The organism is Bacteroidota bacterium, from assembly GCA_016715425.1.
GTDB lineage: Bacteria > Bacteroidota > Bacteroidia > Chitinophagales > BACL12 > JADKAC01.
The window spans coordinates 153,409-171,438 of record JADKAC010000005.1 but is presented as its reverse complement, the minus strand read 5'-3'; the positions used below and the strand labels follow the sequence as shown (position 1 = coordinate 171,438).

Below are 18,030 nucleotides of genomic sequence, written 5' to 3'. Positions count from 1 at the left end.
GGTTGTTAAAAATGAAATGAGCAAAAAAATACTATTCAATTATTATATTTATAACTTATGATACAGGAAAATGTAAAACCGCAAGTGGGAAGTTTATTATTATCAGAGCCATTTATGCTCGACCCACATTTTAAACGCACTGTTGTTTTAATTTGCGAACATGATGAGAAAAATGGAACTGTGGGATTTATTTTAAATCGCACGGTTGATCATATAAAAGTTGCTGATGCGCTTGCTGATTTTGATATGGTGCAAGATGCATTGTATTATGGCGGACCGGTTGCTCATGATAATTTGCATTATCTGCATCGCTATGGTGCGCAGATTGAAGACAGCATGGAAATAATTGATGGCGTGTATTGGGGTGGAAATTTTGAACAGATAACAGAAGAATTAAAATCGGGAAAATTAGATCCTGCAGGTTTTCGTTTTTTTATGGGATACAGTGGTTGGGATCCCGGACAATTAAACTTTGAATTGGAAAATGATTCCTGGATAATTGCACCTGCAAAAGCTGCGCATATTTTTGAAATGTCATCAGAAGCACTTTGGAAAAGTGTGTTGGATAGTATGGGTGGAAAATTCAAACAAATAAAAAATTATCCCGAGCATCCATCTCTTAATTAATTATTGCACTTGTATAATTTCATTTTCCGCAACAGCAAATACGATATCTGTTTTCTCCGCTTGAATTGTTTTCATACCTGTAAATCCTCCAAAGGCTGGCATCACCGCATAAGAATTTCCAAACCAAAAACAGGGTAATCGCAAACTCTGTTTTGCTTTACCACTTAATCGAATTGCGGGATGAATATGACCGCAAATAACATAAGATTCATCTGTAGATTTTGGAGGATGATGTGTTAGCGAAATTCCATTTTGTAAAAATGTTTCTCCTATTAATTCAATATCTAATGCATCGTATAAACTTGTTTCCAAAATATCATGATTACCACTAATTAATTGAAAAGGAATTTTTGGAAATGTTTCTTTCCATTGTTTAAATAAAGCGAGAGACGCATTTTCTGTACTATGAAATAAATCGCCAATTACAATAATTCTTTCGGGAGAAAAGATTTCAATGAGTGTTGTTAATCGTTGAAAATTATGTTTGGTTATTCCATCCGGAACAGCAATTCCATTTTTTCTAAAATGTGTTTCTTTGGACAAATGCATATCCGCAAGCAACAGCGTTTTTGTATTCTCCCAATACATTGCTTTTTCTGCGGATAAATGAAACACCTGTTGCCGGATTTTAAATTGCATCCGACAAATTTAGGTGGTTCTTATATATTGATTAAGCAGCGTTATCTTCTGTTTTGTTTGTAAAAACAACTTCGCCATTAAATACATCTGCAAAAATGATATCATCACTATGAACTTCTCCTCCAAGAATTTTTTTGCTTAATGTATTTACTATTTCTTTTTGAATTACCCGCTTCAATGGTCTTGCTCCATACTGCGGATCAAAGCCTTCTTCCGCCAGCCATTCAATCAACTCATCACTATATTGGATTTGAATATTCCGATCCAATAACATGGAATCCAGAAGTCGTAATTGCAGCACCACAATGCCTTTTATTTCGCTGCGCATTAATGGCTTGAACATGATTACTTCATCTATTCTATTTAAAAATTCAGGGCGAATTGTTTTCCGCAACATTTCCATTACTTCAATTTTTGTTGTCTCTGTAGTCGCTAATAAATTATCTTCTGTTACACCTTCAAATCTCTCCTGAATAATATGTGAGCCAATATTAGATGTCATGATTACAATAGTGTTTTTAAAATCAACAGTGCGCCCTTTATTATCTGTTAATCTTCCATCGTCCAACACTTGCAATAAAATATTAAAAACATCGGGATGTGCTTTTTCAATTTCATCTAATAAAATAACACTATATGGTTTTCTGCGCACTGCTTCTGTAAGTTGCCCACCCTCATCATAACCCACATATCCCGGAGGCGCACCAATTAATCTAGACACTGAATGCCGCTCCTGATATTCACTCATATCAATACGAGTCATTGCATGTTCATCATTAAATAAAAATTCAGAAATTGCTTTTGCTAATTCAGTTTTTCCTACACCTGTTGTTCCCAGAAAAATAAAAGAACCAATAGGTTTTTTCGGATCTTGCAGTCCTGCTCTTGAACGGCGAATCGCATCGGCAACCGCAGTGATTGCTTCATCCTGACCAACCACTCTGTTATGCAATACTTCTTCTAATCGTAGCAATTTTATTTTATCACTTTCCAGCATTTTACTCACCGGAATTCCTGTCCACTTCGCCACTATTTCAGCAATATCTTCTGCATCCACTTCTTCTTTCATCAATCGGCTTCCTGTTTCCAATTGCTGCAATTCTTTTTCTAATTCAACAAGATTATTTTCAGCAGTTTTTATTTTTCCATAACGTATTTCTGCAACCTTTCCGTAATCTCCTTCACGTTCTGCTTGGTCTGCATTTAATTTAAAAGATTCTATATCTGACTTTTGCTGTTGCATACGATCCACAATATCTTTCTCCTTCTGCCATTTCGCTTTTATAGAATTTCTTTCCTCACTGCGATCTGCAATTTCTTTATTGAGTTCATCTAATTTTTTTTCATCCTTTTCTCTTTTAATTGCTTCACGTTCAATTTCAAGTTGTCGGATTACTCTTTCAATTTTATCTAGTTCTTCTGGAACACTATTCATTTCCAATCGCAATTTTGCAGCGGCTTCATCAATTAAATCAATTGCTTTATCCGGCAACTTTCTATCTGCTATATAACGATTACTCAATTCCACAGATGCAATAATTGCTTCATCTTTAATGCGCACTTTATGATGACTTTCATAGCGCTCTTTCAAGCCACGTAAAATAGAAACGGAATCTTCAATTGATGGCTCATCCACAAATACTTTTTGAAAACGACGTTCAAGCGCTTTATCTTTTTCAAAATATTTTTGATACTCATTTAATGTTGTTGCACCTACTGCACGCAATTCACCACGAGCAAGTGCGGGTTTTAAAATATTGGCTGCATCCATTGCGCCTTCGCTTGCACCGGCACCCACGAGTGTATGAATTTCATCAATAAATAAAATGATTTGCCCTTCACTTTCCATCACTTCTTTCACCACTGCTTTCAATCGCTCTTCAAACTCACCTTTATATTTTGCACCGGCAATTAATGCCCCCATATCGAGTGAATAAATCACTTTTGATTTTAAGTTTTCAGGTATGTCACCATTCACTATTCTATGAGCTAACCCTTCGGCAATCGCAGTTTTTCCAACACCAGGATCACCCACAAGAATAGGATTATTCTTTGTGCGACGAGATAAAATATGTAACACCCTTCTTATCTCTTCATCACGACCAATTACGGGATCTAACTTACCGCTGTTTGCACGTTCATTTAAATTGATTGCATATTTATTTAAAGCATTGAATTGGGATTCGGCTGATTGACTATTTACTGTTGATCCTTTGCGCAATTCACGAATTGCAGCTTTCAAATCTTTCTCTACAACACCTTGTTCTTTTAATAATTTACTTATTGAATCACCACTCGCAAGTATGCCCAGCAGAATATGTTCCACCGAAATAAATTCATCATTAAATTCTTTTAAAAAACCTTGTGCTTTCGCTAAAGCAAGATTTGTTTCTTTGCTTAAATATGTACCGCCCTGCGATGTAACTCTGGGTAATTTTTTTAATTCTTCATCAAGCTTTTGTTGAATAAAGGCAACATTCACATTGAGCTTTTTCAATAGATAAGAAATCACTTCTTCATCCGTTCCCAACAATGCTTTTAACAGATGTGCATTTCTTATTTCCTGATGATCCATTTGCAAAGCCATTTGCTGTGCTTGCTGAATAGCTTCCTGGCTTTTTATTGTATAATTATTTAAATTCATAGTATTCCGTTTGGCCCTACTCTATCAAATAATAATCCGTTACAACTTAATCTGACATAGTGGCTACACATTAAGACAAACTTGTGAAATGAAAACAAAAACACAACAGCACAAACAATTTTGCTAAGTCAAACTGGCGGAAAATAATTAATCACATTTATTCAAATCGAATATTTAGCTGTTCACCAACCGATTTAAATTTATGCATCCATTTAGAATATCTGGCTTTCAATAAATTTTTAAACTTGGTGTTATTCAAATAATTCTCACCTATTCTGAAATATGCATTTTGCACCTCATAAATATCTGCTTTTAATCCGATATCATTCAGACGAATTAATATTTTACTCAGTTCTTCCATTGTAGTGAGATCATCTACATTACGTTCAAAATAATTCACCTTATTCAGCAACCATTCTGATGCTTTTTTATTGAGAACATCTGTATCGAGTTTAATTTTCCATTTTGCAACTTCTTCACTTAACTTATCCAATCGAGCAGGATTTGAATTATTGGAATCAAAGAATTTTCCAATTTCATTATTAATTACCACTTCCATATTTTTTAGCAGAATATCCGGAATTGGCAGTTTATTTTGTCGCAATACATTCGTCAGGTTATAAGTGCGATCATAAATGTTTTTATAACCTATTTGTGCATTTATGATATCCTGATTCATAATGGTATGCAGCACTTTACTTTGTTCATCTTTAAACAAATCCCGAAAAGAAAATCGTGATTCTCCAAAAGTTTGTTGCATAATATTAAATACTTCACTCATCTGTGCACTGCGGAAAGCATCTCTGGATTTTAAATACATTTCTTCAAACACATCTGTATCCATGCTGTCGGCGAAGAACCCCAAAATATGTTGTTGCCCGATATACACTGCTGTAAATATGAAAGGCTTTTCATAAAATGTAGCATGAGATGAAATACGAATTCTGCCAAAACATAATCGCAAATTTCCTGCTTCCAATCGCTCAAAAAAATCTGCTTTTGTTTGATAATTAAACATACTGAGTTTCTCAGGAAATTCTTCGAATAAACTTGCAGCAGCCCAATGCATTCCCACACCATTTAAATCCAAACGCATAGGTCGGATTTCTTTTTTGTATAACACAGAAGCATCTCCATACTTTGCAATATTGGAAGGCGCCAATTGCAGCATTGCCAAAAATGTTTCGTACAATTTTATTTTTGTTTCACCTTCTGCAATTTGAATTACACGATCTGCATATTGCAAAATTTGTTTGGTTTCAATTCTTGAAACTTCATCAAAAAACCAACCACAACTGGTAAACATCAACAATGTATTTCGCTGCATTTCCAATAGTCGGATAATTTTTAATCTTTGCTCTTCAGTAATTTCTTTTAGTGCATATTTTTGAATTATCGCTTTTAATTCTTCTTCATTTCTATCCATCAGATAAAAAATATATGCATTTCGCAAACCCCAAGGTTCCACATGCATTGCTTTTAATTCCAATTCATAAATAGCAGCCACTTCATCACGCAACCAGTTCAGTGCATTGCGTAAAGGTTCACGCCATTTTTGATGAAAATCTTTATTTGCACCATCGCTACATCCGCAGTTACTGCGCCAGCGTTCCACTCCATGCACACAACTCCAACTAGAGCTTTCTTTTATTCTAATTTCATATTTCGGTGGAAACAAACTCAAAAATTCGGCATAGTTGGTAATCTTAATTTCAGGATCTTCTTTTAAAATTGATAAGCAAGTTGCCAAAGCCATTTCACCAAATTTGTGATGATGTCCATAGGATTCTCCATCAGTTGCAACATTTACTAATTGTGCATTTGCTGATATAGGAAGAAATTGTTGCTTCAATGTTTCTGCAAACACATTACCGGAATTTAATAAACCATTAAATGCTAATTCACGTGATATTTTCCCATTATAAAAGAATAAAGCGATACTTCTTCCTGAAGGTAACTTGTATAAATAGGGTTGAGAAGTATCCAATGTATTTTCATCTTCAATTTCTTTCCAAGTAGAGTTGTCGAATAATTTAATTGCTTTAGCCTGACGAGGTGCAAGTATTGTAAAAGTAATATTATGTTTTGCTAATAATTCTAATATGTCAGTATCCACCGCAGTTTCTGCAAGCCACATACCTTCCGGCTCCCTTTTAAATCGAAATTTAAAATCTTCAATCCCCCATAATATTTGTGTTTCCTTATCCTTTGCATTTGCCAATGGCATAATAAGATGATTATATACTTGCGCAATCGCATTGCCATGACCGCTATGTTTTGCACGACTTACTAAATCTGCTTCCAAAATTTGCAGATAAGTATTGTTATGATTTTTTTCTATCCACGATAATAAAGTAGGGCCAAAATTGAAACTGATTTCAGCATAATTATTTATAATGCGGGTAATGCGTTTTTCTTCATTTAAAATCCGAGCAGCACTGTTAGGGCCATAGCATTCAGAATGAATACGATCGTTCCAATCGTGATATGGATGCGCACTTTCCTGTAATTCAATTTCCTCAAGCCAGGGATTTTCACGGGGTGGCTGATAAAAATGACCGTGAATACAAATATATTTTTCCATTTGGGTTAAAATTAATTATCCCTTACTATTAAATAGATGATACTTGAAACTGATTGCGATATTTATTTTTAAAAAGTAGAATTATTTCTATTGGCAATAAGATTACAAATATTTAATTTGAAATGAATTCGGAAAAAACAGTCGATTAGAAATTATATTCATTCCAGTCACGCTTGCGGTTTAATTTTAAATCCTGAAGCACAGAAGCTTTCACATTGATAGTGAAAAAATAACTGCGTCTTGCTCCAAATGGAATCCAATGGAAACTCATTTCCCAACAATGGAGATTGCGATAAATATCAATAGCAGTATATGTAAATTGTAATAATTCAAAATCATAACCGGTGGAAACACCAAGCTTCCAGTTAGGAGTAAAATTTATATCACCGCCTAAATTTAATGTCTGCGTTGTTGTTAATGAATCTCTTCCATTCACCGGCAAATTGGTGAAGTTCAAATTATAACTAATATTAAATTGCCATGGCACTTCAAAGTCAATATAATATTGCGGATTATCCCAAACCATATTGCGTTCTCCCTCAGTTCCACTTTCTGTTTCCAATGATGGATTTTCTTTTCTTGCAGATCGAAATGAAGTACCTACAGAAAAATTACCACCCGTTAATCTTCCTAATCTATTATTCACATCCCATTCAAATTTATTTATTCTGCGACCTGCAGTGTCCAGCACATAAGGATCATAAGAAGAAGAAACATTTAATCTAAATTTATTAAATAAGGTGGTATAACCCGATAAACCGATATAAGAAAAATTTAATGAATCCACTGCATAATTATAGCCGCTATTTACTGAAAAGCTTTCAATCAATTTCAATCGCTTTTCATGTGTTACTGTATCTTTTTTAGAATATACTTTCATTTCTAAATTATTGCCAAGATTTAAATTAAGCGTTCCACTTTTTCCAGCAGAAGGGCCACTAAAAATTCCTCCTTCAAAAATTGAATATTGCAACACTTCACCTCCCGGAGCAGATTGATAAGTGCCATAATACCCATAAGAAGGGTCCGCATAATCGGGTTTATAATTAAAAGAAAGTGAAGGAGTAAGTGTATGCCTGAATCCTTTTAATTTTCCTTTAAAATATAAATAGCCATAAAGTTTTGTGCTGAGGGATGCACTCAAATTAAAATAACTCGCATTCTCAAAACCTCTGATAGTATCTGTACGCACATAGTTAATTAAAGTATCAGTAATAATTTCACCAGTAACAGGATCTACAATTTCTGTAATAACAGTATCGGGATCATAAGTTTTTCTAATGGATTGGAAATACATGTTATCCGTATAATTCAGTGCCGGAGTTAATGTAAAATATTTCAACAATTTAAATGGTGCAGAAAAACTAAACTGATGAGAAAATCCATTTTGAAATTTATCTAAAGTCTCTGGTTCAAATAATAAAGAATCCTGCACACTTAAATAATTTTTAGCTGCCATACTGTACGAAATACCAAATTGATTCAATGCACTTTTTGGACTCTTCGCAAGATTTTTAAATGGATAAATACGAGTCATATTCACTGTTACATCCGGCAATGTTAAATTCATTAATCCAGTAGCAGTATTTTGACTTTGGCGCAATGCTGCATTTAATGAAAAAGGAGAATTACCAAATGTTTGTGTATAAGAAACACTCGAATTATAAGAGTTAGTTAAATAATTTTCATTGTAAGAATTATTCTGCAAATAATTAGTAGAACCAAAACTTACGTTCGCACCAAACACACTATTCGGTCTTGCTTTTGGATCTTGTGAATGATTCCATCGAATAAAGAATCCGGTGTTTTCAGAATAATCCGGAGCAAAATCCAACCCGTATTTATTGAGTGCATATTCCACATTCATATTGCCACGAAATTTATAGCGTTTGGCATAAGAAGAAGAAGCATCTAATCGCCAGGATCCCTGAGAATAAATATCGCCGGTTAATGCGAGATCCATATAATCATTTATGGCAAAATAATATCCGCCATCTCTTAAAAAATATCCTTGAGTAAAACTGTAACCATAGGATGGAATAATTAATCCTGATGATCTTCCTGTTTGTATCGGAAACAAACCAAAGGGTAAAAATAATGGCGTGGGCACGTCTGCAATTACAAGATTTGCAGGACCAGTTACTGCAATTTTTTTCGGAACTATCTTCGCTTTATCGGCAATAATATAATAATGCGGATGATCTAATTCGCAAGTAGTATAATACACACGATCACCATAATATTCATTGTTCTCATTTTTCTTTCCTTCGGATAATACTATAAATCCTTCGCCTTCTTTTCTTCTAAAATTATAAATCTTTCCTTTCTTGGTATCGAAATTATAACTCATACTTTCGGCAGTAAATTCATCCTCCCCTTCTTTAAAATAAGTAGGTCCGGAAAAATTACCGGCACTATCCATTAGCCGCATGGCATGTAAAGTTTTTTTACTCCAATCAAATACAACATAATCCGATTTAAGAAAAAATGTGGTGTAGGTTATTTCACCGGAATTATATAAATATGTTTTGCCGGAATCCAAATCATAAACAATACTGTCTGTTGCTTTATAAAGTATAGGTGCATCCAATGCTGCAGGTGCAAGTGTATACCAAAGAGTGTCTTTAATAATTGCGGATGAATCTGCTAATAGTGAATCCGTAGTGGTGCTATCAGCTAAAAAATTTATGGACGTATCCACAAAAGCATTTGTTTCTTGCTCAATAAATTGTACAAATAATGCGTTATTATGAGCCGAAATACGCTTGTATGGTATAAATTGAACTAACCCCAGTAATAATATAATTGCCGGCAATCGAATTTCAGATAATTTTAATATGTAAATAAAATTTAACCGCAAATTATTGTTCCTGGAATGAATAGCAACGTAAAGATACTACCTGTAATTATACTCGTTTTTATGTGCTCTGCATTTAGCAATAGCAATGCAGAACTTCCACCTGCATCTTTATATAAATTAAAGACAGTAGTTATTGATGCAGGGCATGGTGGACATGATGGAGGATGCAGTGGCAGTTTTTCAAAAGAGAAAATTGTAACACTTTCCATTGCATTGAAATTGGGTAAAATGATTGAAGAAAATTTTCCGGATGTTAAAGTGATTTATACCCGCAAGACTGATGTATTTATAGAATTGTATGAGCGAGCATCAATAGCCAACCGCAATGATGCAGATTTATTTATTAGTATTCATTGCAATGCAAATCAGTCCACTTCACCTTATGGGACAGAAACTTATGTAATGGGTTTACATAAAACAGAAGCAAACTTATCTGTTGCAAAACGTGAAAATGATGTTGTGCTCATGGAAACTAATTATTCAAAACATTATGAGGGATTTAATCCAAATGATCCGACTGCAAATATTATTTTTTCGTTGTTTCAACATGCATTCATGGAGCAGAGTATTTTATTTGCATCCAAAGTGGAAGAGCAATTTACCACAACCGGACAGCGAAAAAGCAGAGGTGTAAAACAAGCGGGATTTTTAGTGTTATGGAAAACAAGTATGCCTGCAGTATTAATTGAAACAGGTTTTTTAACCAACATTACTGAGGAGAAATTTTTAGGAAAAGAGGATGGTCAACAAAAAATTGCAGACTGTATTTTCAAAGCATTTACATCCTATAAAACCAAAATGGAAAATACAAATGGATTAACGGAAAACACTTACGCCGATAATACGAATACACAATCAACAATTACAAAAGAAACGTTATCAAGTGGAGAAGTAGAATACAGAATACAATTTTTAACATCGGGAAACCAATTAACCACCACGGATTCTAAATTGCAAAAATTAACTGGTGAACCTATCAGTTTTGTAGAAGAATCCGGTATATATAAATATCGCTTAGGGCCCTTTAATTCTCTGGAAGAGGCAGTGAAAAAACAAACTGAAATGCGCACTCTCGGCTTTTCTGATGCCTTTGTAATTGCACTGAAAGATAATATCCGCATTTCCGTTGAAGAAGCTAAGGCAATACAACCAAAATAAAATTGGCTAAGTCATTAATTGGTAATTTAGCACCATAAAACATTCTTAATCTTGAAGTATAGCAAAGAAATTAAAGTAGGTGCACTTGCACTTGGAGCGGTGTTGATTTTATTGTTAGGTGTGAATTATCTAAAGGGAATTAATCTGTTTAATAAAGGTGCTGATTATTATGTAGAATACAGCCATATACCCGGATTAATGAAAGGAGATGCAATTCAAATTAACGGATATCCGATAGGCAGAGTAAAAGACATTGGTATTGCCAATGTACATTCCGGGATAATATTCGTTGTGTTGAATATTACTGAACCAATACAAGTTCCATCAGATTCAAAAGCTACAATCCGAAGCGCAGATCTATTAGGTGAAAAATTTATTGCATTACAATTAGGAGCGAGTGAAGTTTATCTTAAACCGGGTGATACAATTGCTGGTGATATAGAATCGGATATTACAAATCAGATTCGTGAAGAGTTGCGACCACTTACTGAAAAAGTACAAAGCATGATTGTTTCTGTAGATACTGCCATCACTGTGATGAGCAGCATTTTTACACCTGCGTTTAAAGATGATTTCGGAACCAGTATCAGTAATATTAAACAGACATTAGAAACCTTTAATGATGCAGCAAAACGCATGGATGCATTATTGAAAAGACAAGAGCCACAAATTGAAAGTATTATCACAGGCATTTCAGTTAACATAGCAGATAATGAAACAGAATTACATAGAATCATTACTAATTTAAATACTATTACAGATAGCCTTGCTACAATAAATTGGGGCGCATTTGGTTCCAGCCTAGATAGCACAATTACTTCATTGAACAGCATACTTCAAAAAATAGATTCTTCAGAAGGTACACTCGGTAAGATGGTGAATGATGAAGAACTCTATGAAAACCTCGTTAAGATTTCTGAAAATTTAGATCGCATTACTCAGGAAATAGAATCTAATCCAAAGAAATATCTGCCGCCACTTATTCAAATTGGTGGTCAAAGTAAAAGTGATGAAAAATAAATTTCATCCACTTCTTTTTCTTTTCATTGTTATAGTATTTCATGCTGATATAGCGCATGCACAACGGGAGATAACAATAAAAAATGCCGATGTTTTAGAATTCAGTGATAAGAATGGACAACGCACTTATTATTTGATAAACAATGTAGAATTGCAACAAAATGAAATTACATTGTTTTGTGATACTGCATATTTATATTCTTCTCAAAACTCTGCACTTGCAATAGGTAATGTGCATATTAATCAAGCAGATTCAGTACATGCTTATGGTGATTCTGTAACCTACAATGGTGATACAAAAATCGCTGTGCTTTATAATAATGTAAAGCTTACTGATCGGAATATGATTCTCACAACGAATCAACTTACTTATAATTTAGAAACGAAAACAGGCGTATATACAAATGGTGGTCAATTGGATAATGGTGAAACAAAATTGGCGAGTGAAACAGGATACTATTATTCCAATTCAAGTGATGCATTCTTTCGGAAAAATGTAATTCTCACACATCCTGAATATAGTTTGGAAGCAGATACTCTACAATATAATACCGCACTTGACAGAGCTTATTTTCACGGCCCTACAAATATTTACAATAAAAACAGCACTGTGTATTGTGAAGAAGGATATTACGATTCCAAACCGGGCATTGCAGTTTTTAATAAAAATGTAGTTCTTACAAATCCACCACAGGAATTAAAAGCAGATAGTATTTTTTATAATCGTGAAACCGGAATTGGTGAAGCTTATGGCAATATTATTTTTAAAGACACCGCAGAAAATATTTTGCAATACAGTCAGTTTGGTAAATACAATGAAATAACTCAAACTCTAATTTCTACAAAAGGCTCAGTAGCTGCATATGCATTTCAGGGCGATACATTATTTATTGCGGGTGATACAATTCGTATTGTAGAAGATAGCGCAGGATTAAAAACTTTGTTGGTATATTATAATGTGCGCATTTTTAAAAGTGATTTGCAGGGTGTATGTGATTCTTTAAATTACGCAGATGTGGATTCTATAATTCGCATGTTTGGCGAGCCACTATTATGGAGCGACAGCACACAGTTTAGCGCAGATACTTTAATGTTATATATCAAGAACTCTTCTCTATCAGAAATTGCAATGCATACCAATGCAATAATCGTAAATGAAGTGGACAGTTTAATTTATAATCAAGTAGCGGGCAGAGATATTTATGGATTATTTACTGAACAGGAATTGCGTAAAGTAGAAGTACGTGGCAATGGTGAAAGTATTTATTATGGTCAGGATGAAGAGAAAAGATTTATTGGTGTAAACAAAGCAGTGTGCAGTGATATAGATTTATATATTCGAAAAAATGCTTTTACAAGAATTACATTTAAGAATTTACCTGAATCTAATTTTACACCGATGCAACAAGTAAACGTGAATGAACAGCGATTAGATAATTTTAATTGGTCGCCGGAAAAACGACCTGCATCAAAAGCAGATTTATTTCAACCAATAGAAGAAACTGTGAAGTCCAGTGAAACTAAATCATCCCAGAAAGACGGATAAGATTTTTTTACTACATCTTTATCACAAATAATTATTGGTTGCAATAATGCAAGCGGCGCAAAACACATTGCCATCCGATGATCTTCATAAGTTTCAATTTCTACATTCTTTTTAATTGAAATTTTTCCATCTAAAATCCAGCTATTGCCTTCAGCAGAAAAATTTACATCAAACTTTTTTAATTCTGTTGCAAGTGCATTAGTGCGATCTGTTTCTTTTATTTTCAAACTTTCCAATCCTGAAAATTTTCCAGGAATACCCAATGCCGCACAAGTAACAACAACCGTTTGTGCAAGGTCAGGACAATTGGAAAAATCATAATCGAAATAAGAAGTTATATTTCCTGTTTGCTGCAACTCACAAACACCTGAATTAAAATTTGTGGTAACTCCTAACTGCTTATAAATTTGTGGTAACACAGCATCACCCTGCAAACTATTTTCATCAATTCCCAATATACGCAATCTGGAATTTTCAGAAAGTGCCACTATAGAAAAATAATAAGATGCCGCACTCCAATCGCCTTCCACATGTACATTTTTTGCATTGTAATTTCCATGTGCTATACTAATTATATTTTCCGAAATACTACATTCAATTCCCATGGATTGCATCAGTCTTAAAGTCATACTGATATAAGGGAAAGAAGAAAGTTTTCCTTCCAAATGCAAAGTCAATCCATTTTCCAAAACAGGAGCAATCATCATGAGAGCAGAAATATATTGTGAACTTACATCAGCTTTAATATGCACTTCATTTGCCGATAAATGTTTGCCCTCAATTTTCAATGGAGGAAATCCTTCCTTCTCTTTATATTCAATTTCAGCACCCAATTCACGAAGCGCATCCACCAAAATATGAATAGGTCTTTTTTTCATCCTCTCCGATCCGGTAAGAATTCTTAAACCTGGTTGCAATGCAAAAAAAGCTGTGAGAAATCGCATAGTTGTTCCGGCTGCACCTACATCACAAATGATATTATCAGATTTCAACAGAGCTAATAATGTTTGTGTATCATCTGAAGGTGAAAGATGTTTTATTTCAAAATCCGATTTACTCAGCGCACGCATAATTAATAGTCTGTTGCTGATACTCTTCGAACCTTCTAATTCCACCGATGCATTTAAGGCATCTGCTGTATATGTTAATCCTACTTTCATGACTGACTTGAATAAAATTGTAATGCTTCTAAAATATCATTTTGCTTCACTGCAATATCATAATTGCAATCGCCAATGTGATTTAATAAACTGAAACGAATACTATCTCCGCAATTTTTTTTATCCTGCATCATAAAAGAAATTAAAGTTGCAGTATCTAAATCTTTTACATTATAACCAGGAAAATATTGCAAAATTGAATTTGTAATTGCAGCTAATTCTTTTGATTGTAATTCCAGATATAGATGACTAAGAAATGCTTCACAAATCATACCGATGGCAATTGCTTCACCATGAAATAATGGATCCGCATCCTGTTGCATTGACCATGTTTCTACTGCATGACCAATGGTGTGACCGAAGTTGAGTGTTTTGCGCAAACCGGTTTCTTTATAATCCGTTTCCACCACATGCTTTTTAATATTTACAGATGTCTGAATAATCGCCACCCAATCCTTAATTTCTGTTGGATTTTCTTGACTTATTTTTTCCCAATACTCTTTATCCGCAATTAATCCGTGTTTAATTACTTCTGCAAATCCATTTGTTAATTGTCGTTCAGGAAGTGTATTTAAAAAATCTGTTGCAATAAGAACAGCAACCGGATTATTAAAAACCCCAATAATATTTTTCACACTATTATAATCCACACCCAACTTTCCACCGACAGATGCATCCACCTGACTTAACAATGTTGTAGGCATTTGAATAAAAGCAATTCCTCTTTTAAAAGTGCTTGCAGCAAAGCCTCCCATATCACCGATTACACCGCCACCCAAATTAATTAATACTGCATTTCTGTCTGCATTATTTATTGCTAATACATCCCAAATTTCTTTGCAGGTATCAATATGTTTATGCTGCTCGCCGGTGGCAATACTGATGAGTGTATGTGCAGGAATTATGTTTTTTATTTTTGGATAACATTCAATTTCAGTAATCGAATCTACCAACACAAATAGTTGTGAATAATTTCCAACTGAAATCAATTCATTTAAAAATCCTCCTTCAATTAAAGTAGAAATCTTAATAGGATATTGAATTGGAGTAATGGTATTCATCCCTGCATCACTTTTTGAATACTCCATGCTTGTGGTTTTTCATTAAATAAAATTTTTGTTTTTGCCCATGTCTCTTTAAATAATAAAGATTGTCGGTATTCTTCCAACGCATCTGCACTCTCCCATTCACTATAAGTAAAAAATAAATGACTATGCAAAATATCTCTGTACAAAGTTACACCTGAACATCCCGGGAATGCAGCAATTTTAGATTTTGCATTTGCGAAGATTTCAATAAAGGTTTCAATCTTATCCGTATCAAACGACATTTTTACAATACGTGTAATCATTTAATTTCAATTTGAATTCTCGCATCCATCTGAATACCTAACAGCAATTGCGCATTGCCTTTATTCACTGCAATTTCCAAATGACCTGCTGAATTAAATAAAATTAATCGTTCACCCAACTTCACATCACTATAGTTATTTGAAATATTTTCAAACACATCTTTTCTTGTATAACTAATGCTCACTTCTCTGCCCTGCACTATGCTGTCAAATTGTGAACGTGTAACATTTAAAATAATATTTCCGAATCTATCAATATGAATAACGCCTGCAATAATAAAATTGCTATTTGCCGGAGGTGTAAGCGGAATTTTTGTATTCATTTGTTGTAGTGGCGATCCGATATCTGATAATCGCTTTCCTTTGAGTAATTGAACACAAGCTTTTACAAAAATATCTCTTGCAGCAAATGTGCTTTGTACGACAGACTTAGGTAATAAAACTATTTCATCCGATCTAGCTTCAGTTACCAGAGATAATATTCCATTATCAGGACCAATAAAAAAATGGTCATTATATCGCAATGCAATACAATTTCCAAATGAATTACCCGCATCAACCGCAGCTAAGTGAATAGTACCCTTGGGAAAATAATGATATGATGATTTTAGAAAATAGGCTCCTTGTGAAATATCAAATGGTAATACTTCATTAGAAATATCTACAATAGTAACATTTGAATCTGTATGTAATATTCCGGCTTTCAGAATAGCAACATAAGGATCCTTGTTTCCGAGATCAGAAGTAAGGGTAACTATTGCCATTCAAATTATTTTGGATTAAGTAGCGAATTATAAATGTATTAAATTTGGACATACAAAAATAAACCATTTGATAGAAGTAAACATTCCTTTAGGCGCAATTAAACCCGTAGAATTTTATGGCATTCATAATTCACGATTGGGTATAATAAAAAAAACATTTCCATATTTAAATATTGCTGCAAGAGGCAGCGAATTAAAAGTGCGTGGCAATGAAAAAGAAATAGAAGACTTTCGTGTAAAAATTGAACAAGTGGTAACGCATCTTGAAGATTACGGCAGCATTTCAGATGCAAATCTGCAAAGTTTATTATTTGGACTTAAACCCAATGAATTAACGGATACACAACATTTACCAGAAGATGTAATTGTGCATGGCCCCAACGGATTAATGGTGAAAGCTCGTACACCTAATCAAAAAGTAATGGTACATCTTGCGCAAGATCATGATATAGTTTTTGCAATTGGTCCTGCAGGTACAGGAAAAACTTATACCGCCGTAGCATTGGCTGTGAAAGCATTAAAAGAAAAATCAGTTAAGCGTATTATTCTCACACGACCGGCTGTAGAAGCAGGAGAAAATCTGGGTTTTTTACCGGGTGATTTAAAAGATAAAATTGATCCGTATCTGCGTCCGCTGTATGATGCTTTGGATGATATGATTCCGGTGGAAAAATTAAATTTATTTATGACTAACCGCATAATAGAAATTGCGCCTCTTGCATTTATGCGAGGTCGTACCTTAGATCATGCATTTATAATTTTAGATGAAGCACAAAATGCGACTGATGCACAACTAAAAATGTTTCTAACCAGATTAGGCCCCAGCGCAAAATGTATTATCACCGGTGATCTTACTCAAATTGATTTACCCAGAAATCAATCTTCCGGATTATTTACCAGTTTGAGAATTCTAAAAGAAATTGATGGAATAGGTACAGTTTTTCTGAATGAAAATGATGTCGTGCGCCATCGTTTAGTAAAACAAATCATTAAAGCCTATGATTATGAAAAAAGAAGACAAGATGATGTGCATGATAATGATCATTCTTCATAATCAGCAGGCAGCAGTCCGTACTTTTTCCATTCAGCAATCGGCAATGGTAATTCTAAAATTGATCCATCATAAATATCTAATACCCAACCGTGAATTTTCGGATATTTATCTGAAGCAAAGGCTTGAGTCATAATAGAAGTTTTGCATAATTGCCGTAGTTGACGAACTGTATTTAATTCGCTTAATCTGTGTAAACGCTTTGTTATATCAGGAATTAATTCCAATTCATCCTTCTTCTCCAAAGCAAGATCACGGATAGACATTACCCAATTTTTTATAAGTCCACTGGCTTTTCCAACATAGGCCGCTTCCACACCACCACAATTATAATGACCACAAATAATGATATGATCCACATGCAATACATCCACTGCATATTCCAGGACAGATAAAAAATTCATGTCGTTTAGAAATACCTGATTAGCGATATTACGATGGATAAAAATTTCTCCCGGTTTGGCACCAGTAAATAAATCAATTGGCAATCGGCTGTCGCTGCAACCAAGATATAAAAACGGTGGATGCTGTGGTTTCGATAATTCCTTGAAATAGTCTGGGTTGGCTTTCATTTCCTCCGCTTTCCAATTTGCATTATTCTGCATCAGCTTTTTGTATCTCGACAT

The 18,030-nt window shown here is 34.1% G+C and carries 14 protein-coding genes; 5 read left to right on the top strand and 9 right to left on the bottom strand.

The genetic code is table 11. From position 1 onward, the window contains the following. The first annotated feature begins 57 nt into the window (after positions 1-57). A complete protein-coding gene (locus IPN31_06665) occupies positions 58-627 on the top strand; it encodes a YqgE/AlgH family protein (GenBank protein MBK8681576.1) in 570 nt (189 codons plus the stop codon). On the opposite strand, the gene pdeM is transcribed toward IPN31_06665, so the two are convergent. From pdeM to IPN31_06645, 4 genes are all read right to left on the bottom strand, one after another. Beyond that, positions 628-1,266: a ligase-associated DNA damage response endonuclease PdeM gene (gene pdeM, locus IPN31_06660; GenBank protein ID MBK8681575.1), complete on the bottom strand. Its 639-nt coding sequence runs from the start codon at positions 1,264-1,266 to the stop codon at positions 628-630. A 31-nt stretch (positions 1,267-1,297) separates the two neighbouring features. Further along, a complete protein-coding gene (clpB, locus tag IPN31_06655) occupies positions 1,298-3,910 on the bottom strand; it encodes an ATP-dependent chaperone ClpB (GenBank protein MBK8681574.1) in 2,613 nt (870 codons plus the stop codon). Between the two features lie 157 nt (positions 3,911-4,067). Next, positions 4,068-6,494, bottom strand: coding sequence for a DUF3536 domain-containing protein (locus tag IPN31_06650; GenBank protein MBK8681573.1), 2,427 nt, complete (start codon positions 6,492-6,494; stop codon positions 4,068-4,070). A gap of 145 nt (positions 6,495-6,639) precedes the next feature. Then, positions 6,640-9,309 (bottom strand): LPS-assembly protein LptD, encoded by a 2,670-nt coding sequence (locus tag IPN31_06645; protein MBK8681572.1) that lies wholly within the window; start codon positions 9,307-9,309, stop codon positions 6,640-6,642. Between the two features lie 60 nt (positions 9,310-9,369). On the opposite strand from IPN31_06645, the gene IPN31_06640 reads away from it, so the two are divergent. From IPN31_06640 to IPN31_06630, 3 genes are read left to right on the top strand one after another with little or no spacing between them, the layout of a single operon-like run. Further along, positions 9,370-10,512 (top strand): N-acetylmuramoyl-L-alanine amidase, encoded by a 1,143-nt coding sequence (locus IPN31_06640; GenBank protein MBK8681571.1) that lies wholly within the window; start codon positions 9,370-9,372, stop codon positions 10,510-10,512. 51 nt (positions 10,513-10,563) lie between these two features. Continuing rightward, complete coding sequence (locus IPN31_06635) at positions 10,564-11,532, top strand: MCE family protein (protein ID MBK8681570.1); 969 nt, start codon at positions 10,564-10,566, stop codon at positions 11,530-11,532. Next, entirely contained in the window at positions 11,522-13,078 is a 1,557-nt protein-coding gene (locus IPN31_06630; GenBank protein MBK8681569.1) for a hypothetical protein, read from the top strand. The genes IPN31_06635 and IPN31_06630 overlap by 11 nt, the downstream gene beginning before the upstream one ends. On the opposite strand, the gene IPN31_06625 is transcribed toward IPN31_06630, so the two are convergent. The 4 genes from IPN31_06625 to IPN31_06610 are packed head-to-tail and all read right to left on the bottom strand — an operon-like array spanning position 13,018 to position 16,353. Then, complete coding sequence (locus tag IPN31_06625; GenBank protein MBK8681568.1) at positions 13,018-14,238, bottom strand: 3-phosphoshikimate 1-carboxyvinyltransferase; 1,221 nt, start codon at positions 14,236-14,238, stop codon at positions 13,018-13,020. The genes IPN31_06630 and IPN31_06625 overlap by 61 nt on opposite strands. Beyond that, a complete protein-coding gene (aroB, locus tag IPN31_06620; protein MBK8681567.1) occupies positions 14,235-15,299 on the bottom strand; it encodes a 3-dehydroquinate synthase in 1,065 nt (354 codons plus the stop codon). The genes IPN31_06625 and aroB overlap by 4 nt, the downstream gene beginning before the upstream one ends. Then, positions 15,296-15,589 (bottom strand): antibiotic biosynthesis monooxygenase, encoded by a 294-nt coding sequence (locus tag IPN31_06615; protein ID MBK8681566.1) that lies wholly within the window; start codon positions 15,587-15,589, stop codon positions 15,296-15,298. The genes aroB and IPN31_06615 overlap by 4 nt, the downstream gene beginning before the upstream one ends. Next, positions 15,586-16,353 carry an SAM-dependent chlorinase/fluorinase gene (locus tag IPN31_06610; protein MBK8681565.1) on the bottom strand — a complete coding sequence of 256 codons (768 nt, stop codon included), beginning with the start codon at positions 16,351-16,353 and terminating at the stop codon, positions 15,586-15,588. The genes IPN31_06615 and IPN31_06610 overlap by 4 nt, the downstream gene beginning before the upstream one ends. Before the next feature lie 67 nt (positions 16,354-16,420). Between IPN31_06610 and IPN31_06605 the strand changes: the two genes are divergently transcribed. Then, on the top strand, positions 16,421-17,407 hold the full coding sequence (locus IPN31_06605; GenBank protein MBK8681564.1) for a PhoH family protein: 987 nt from the start codon (positions 16,421-16,423) through the stop codon (positions 17,405-17,407). Here IPN31_06605 and IPN31_06600 read toward each other — a convergent pair. Beyond that, a complete protein-coding gene (locus IPN31_06600; protein MBK8681563.1) occupies positions 17,395-18,030 on the bottom strand; it encodes a carbonic anhydrase in 636 nt (211 codons plus the stop codon). The two genes, IPN31_06605 and IPN31_06600, sit on opposite strands and share 13 nt — an antisense overlap.

Coding starts and splice junctions, on each gene's coding strand:
- IPN31_06665 (MBK8681576.1), top strand. CDS start 58: ATGATACAGGAAAATGTAAAACCGCAAGTGGGAAGTTTATTATTATCA.
- pdeM (MBK8681575.1), bottom strand. CDS start 1,266: ATGCAATTTAAAATCCGGCAACAGGTGTTTCATTTATCCGCAGAAAAA.
- clpB (MBK8681574.1), bottom strand. CDS start 3,910: ATGAATTTAAATAATTATACAATAAAAAGCCAGGAAGCTATTCAGCAA.
- IPN31_06650 (MBK8681573.1), bottom strand. CDS start 6,494: ATGGAAAAATATATTTGTATTCACGGTCATTTTTATCAGCCACCCCGT.
- IPN31_06640 (MBK8681571.1), top strand. CDS start 9,370: ATGAATAGCAACGTAAAGATACTACCTGTAATTATACTCGTTTTTATG.
- IPN31_06630 (MBK8681569.1), top strand. CDS start 11,522: ATGAAAAATAAATTTCATCCACTTCTTTTTCTTTTCATTGTTATAGTA.
- IPN31_06625 (MBK8681568.1), bottom strand. CDS start 14,238: ATGAAAGTAGGATTAACATATACAGCAGATGCCTTAAATGCATCGGTG.
- aroB (MBK8681567.1), bottom strand. CDS start 15,299: ATGAATACCATTACTCCAATTCAATATCCTATTAAGATTTCTACTTTA.
- IPN31_06615 (MBK8681566.1), bottom strand. CDS start 15,589: ATGATTACACGTATTGTAAAAATGTCGTTTGATACGGATAAGATTGAA.
- IPN31_06610 (MBK8681565.1), bottom strand. CDS start 16,353: ATGGCAATAGTTACCCTTACTTCTGATCTCGGAAACAAGGATCCTTAT.
- IPN31_06600 (MBK8681563.1), bottom strand. CDS start 18,030: ATGTCGAGATACAAAAAGCTGATGCAGAATAATGCAAATTGGAAAGCG.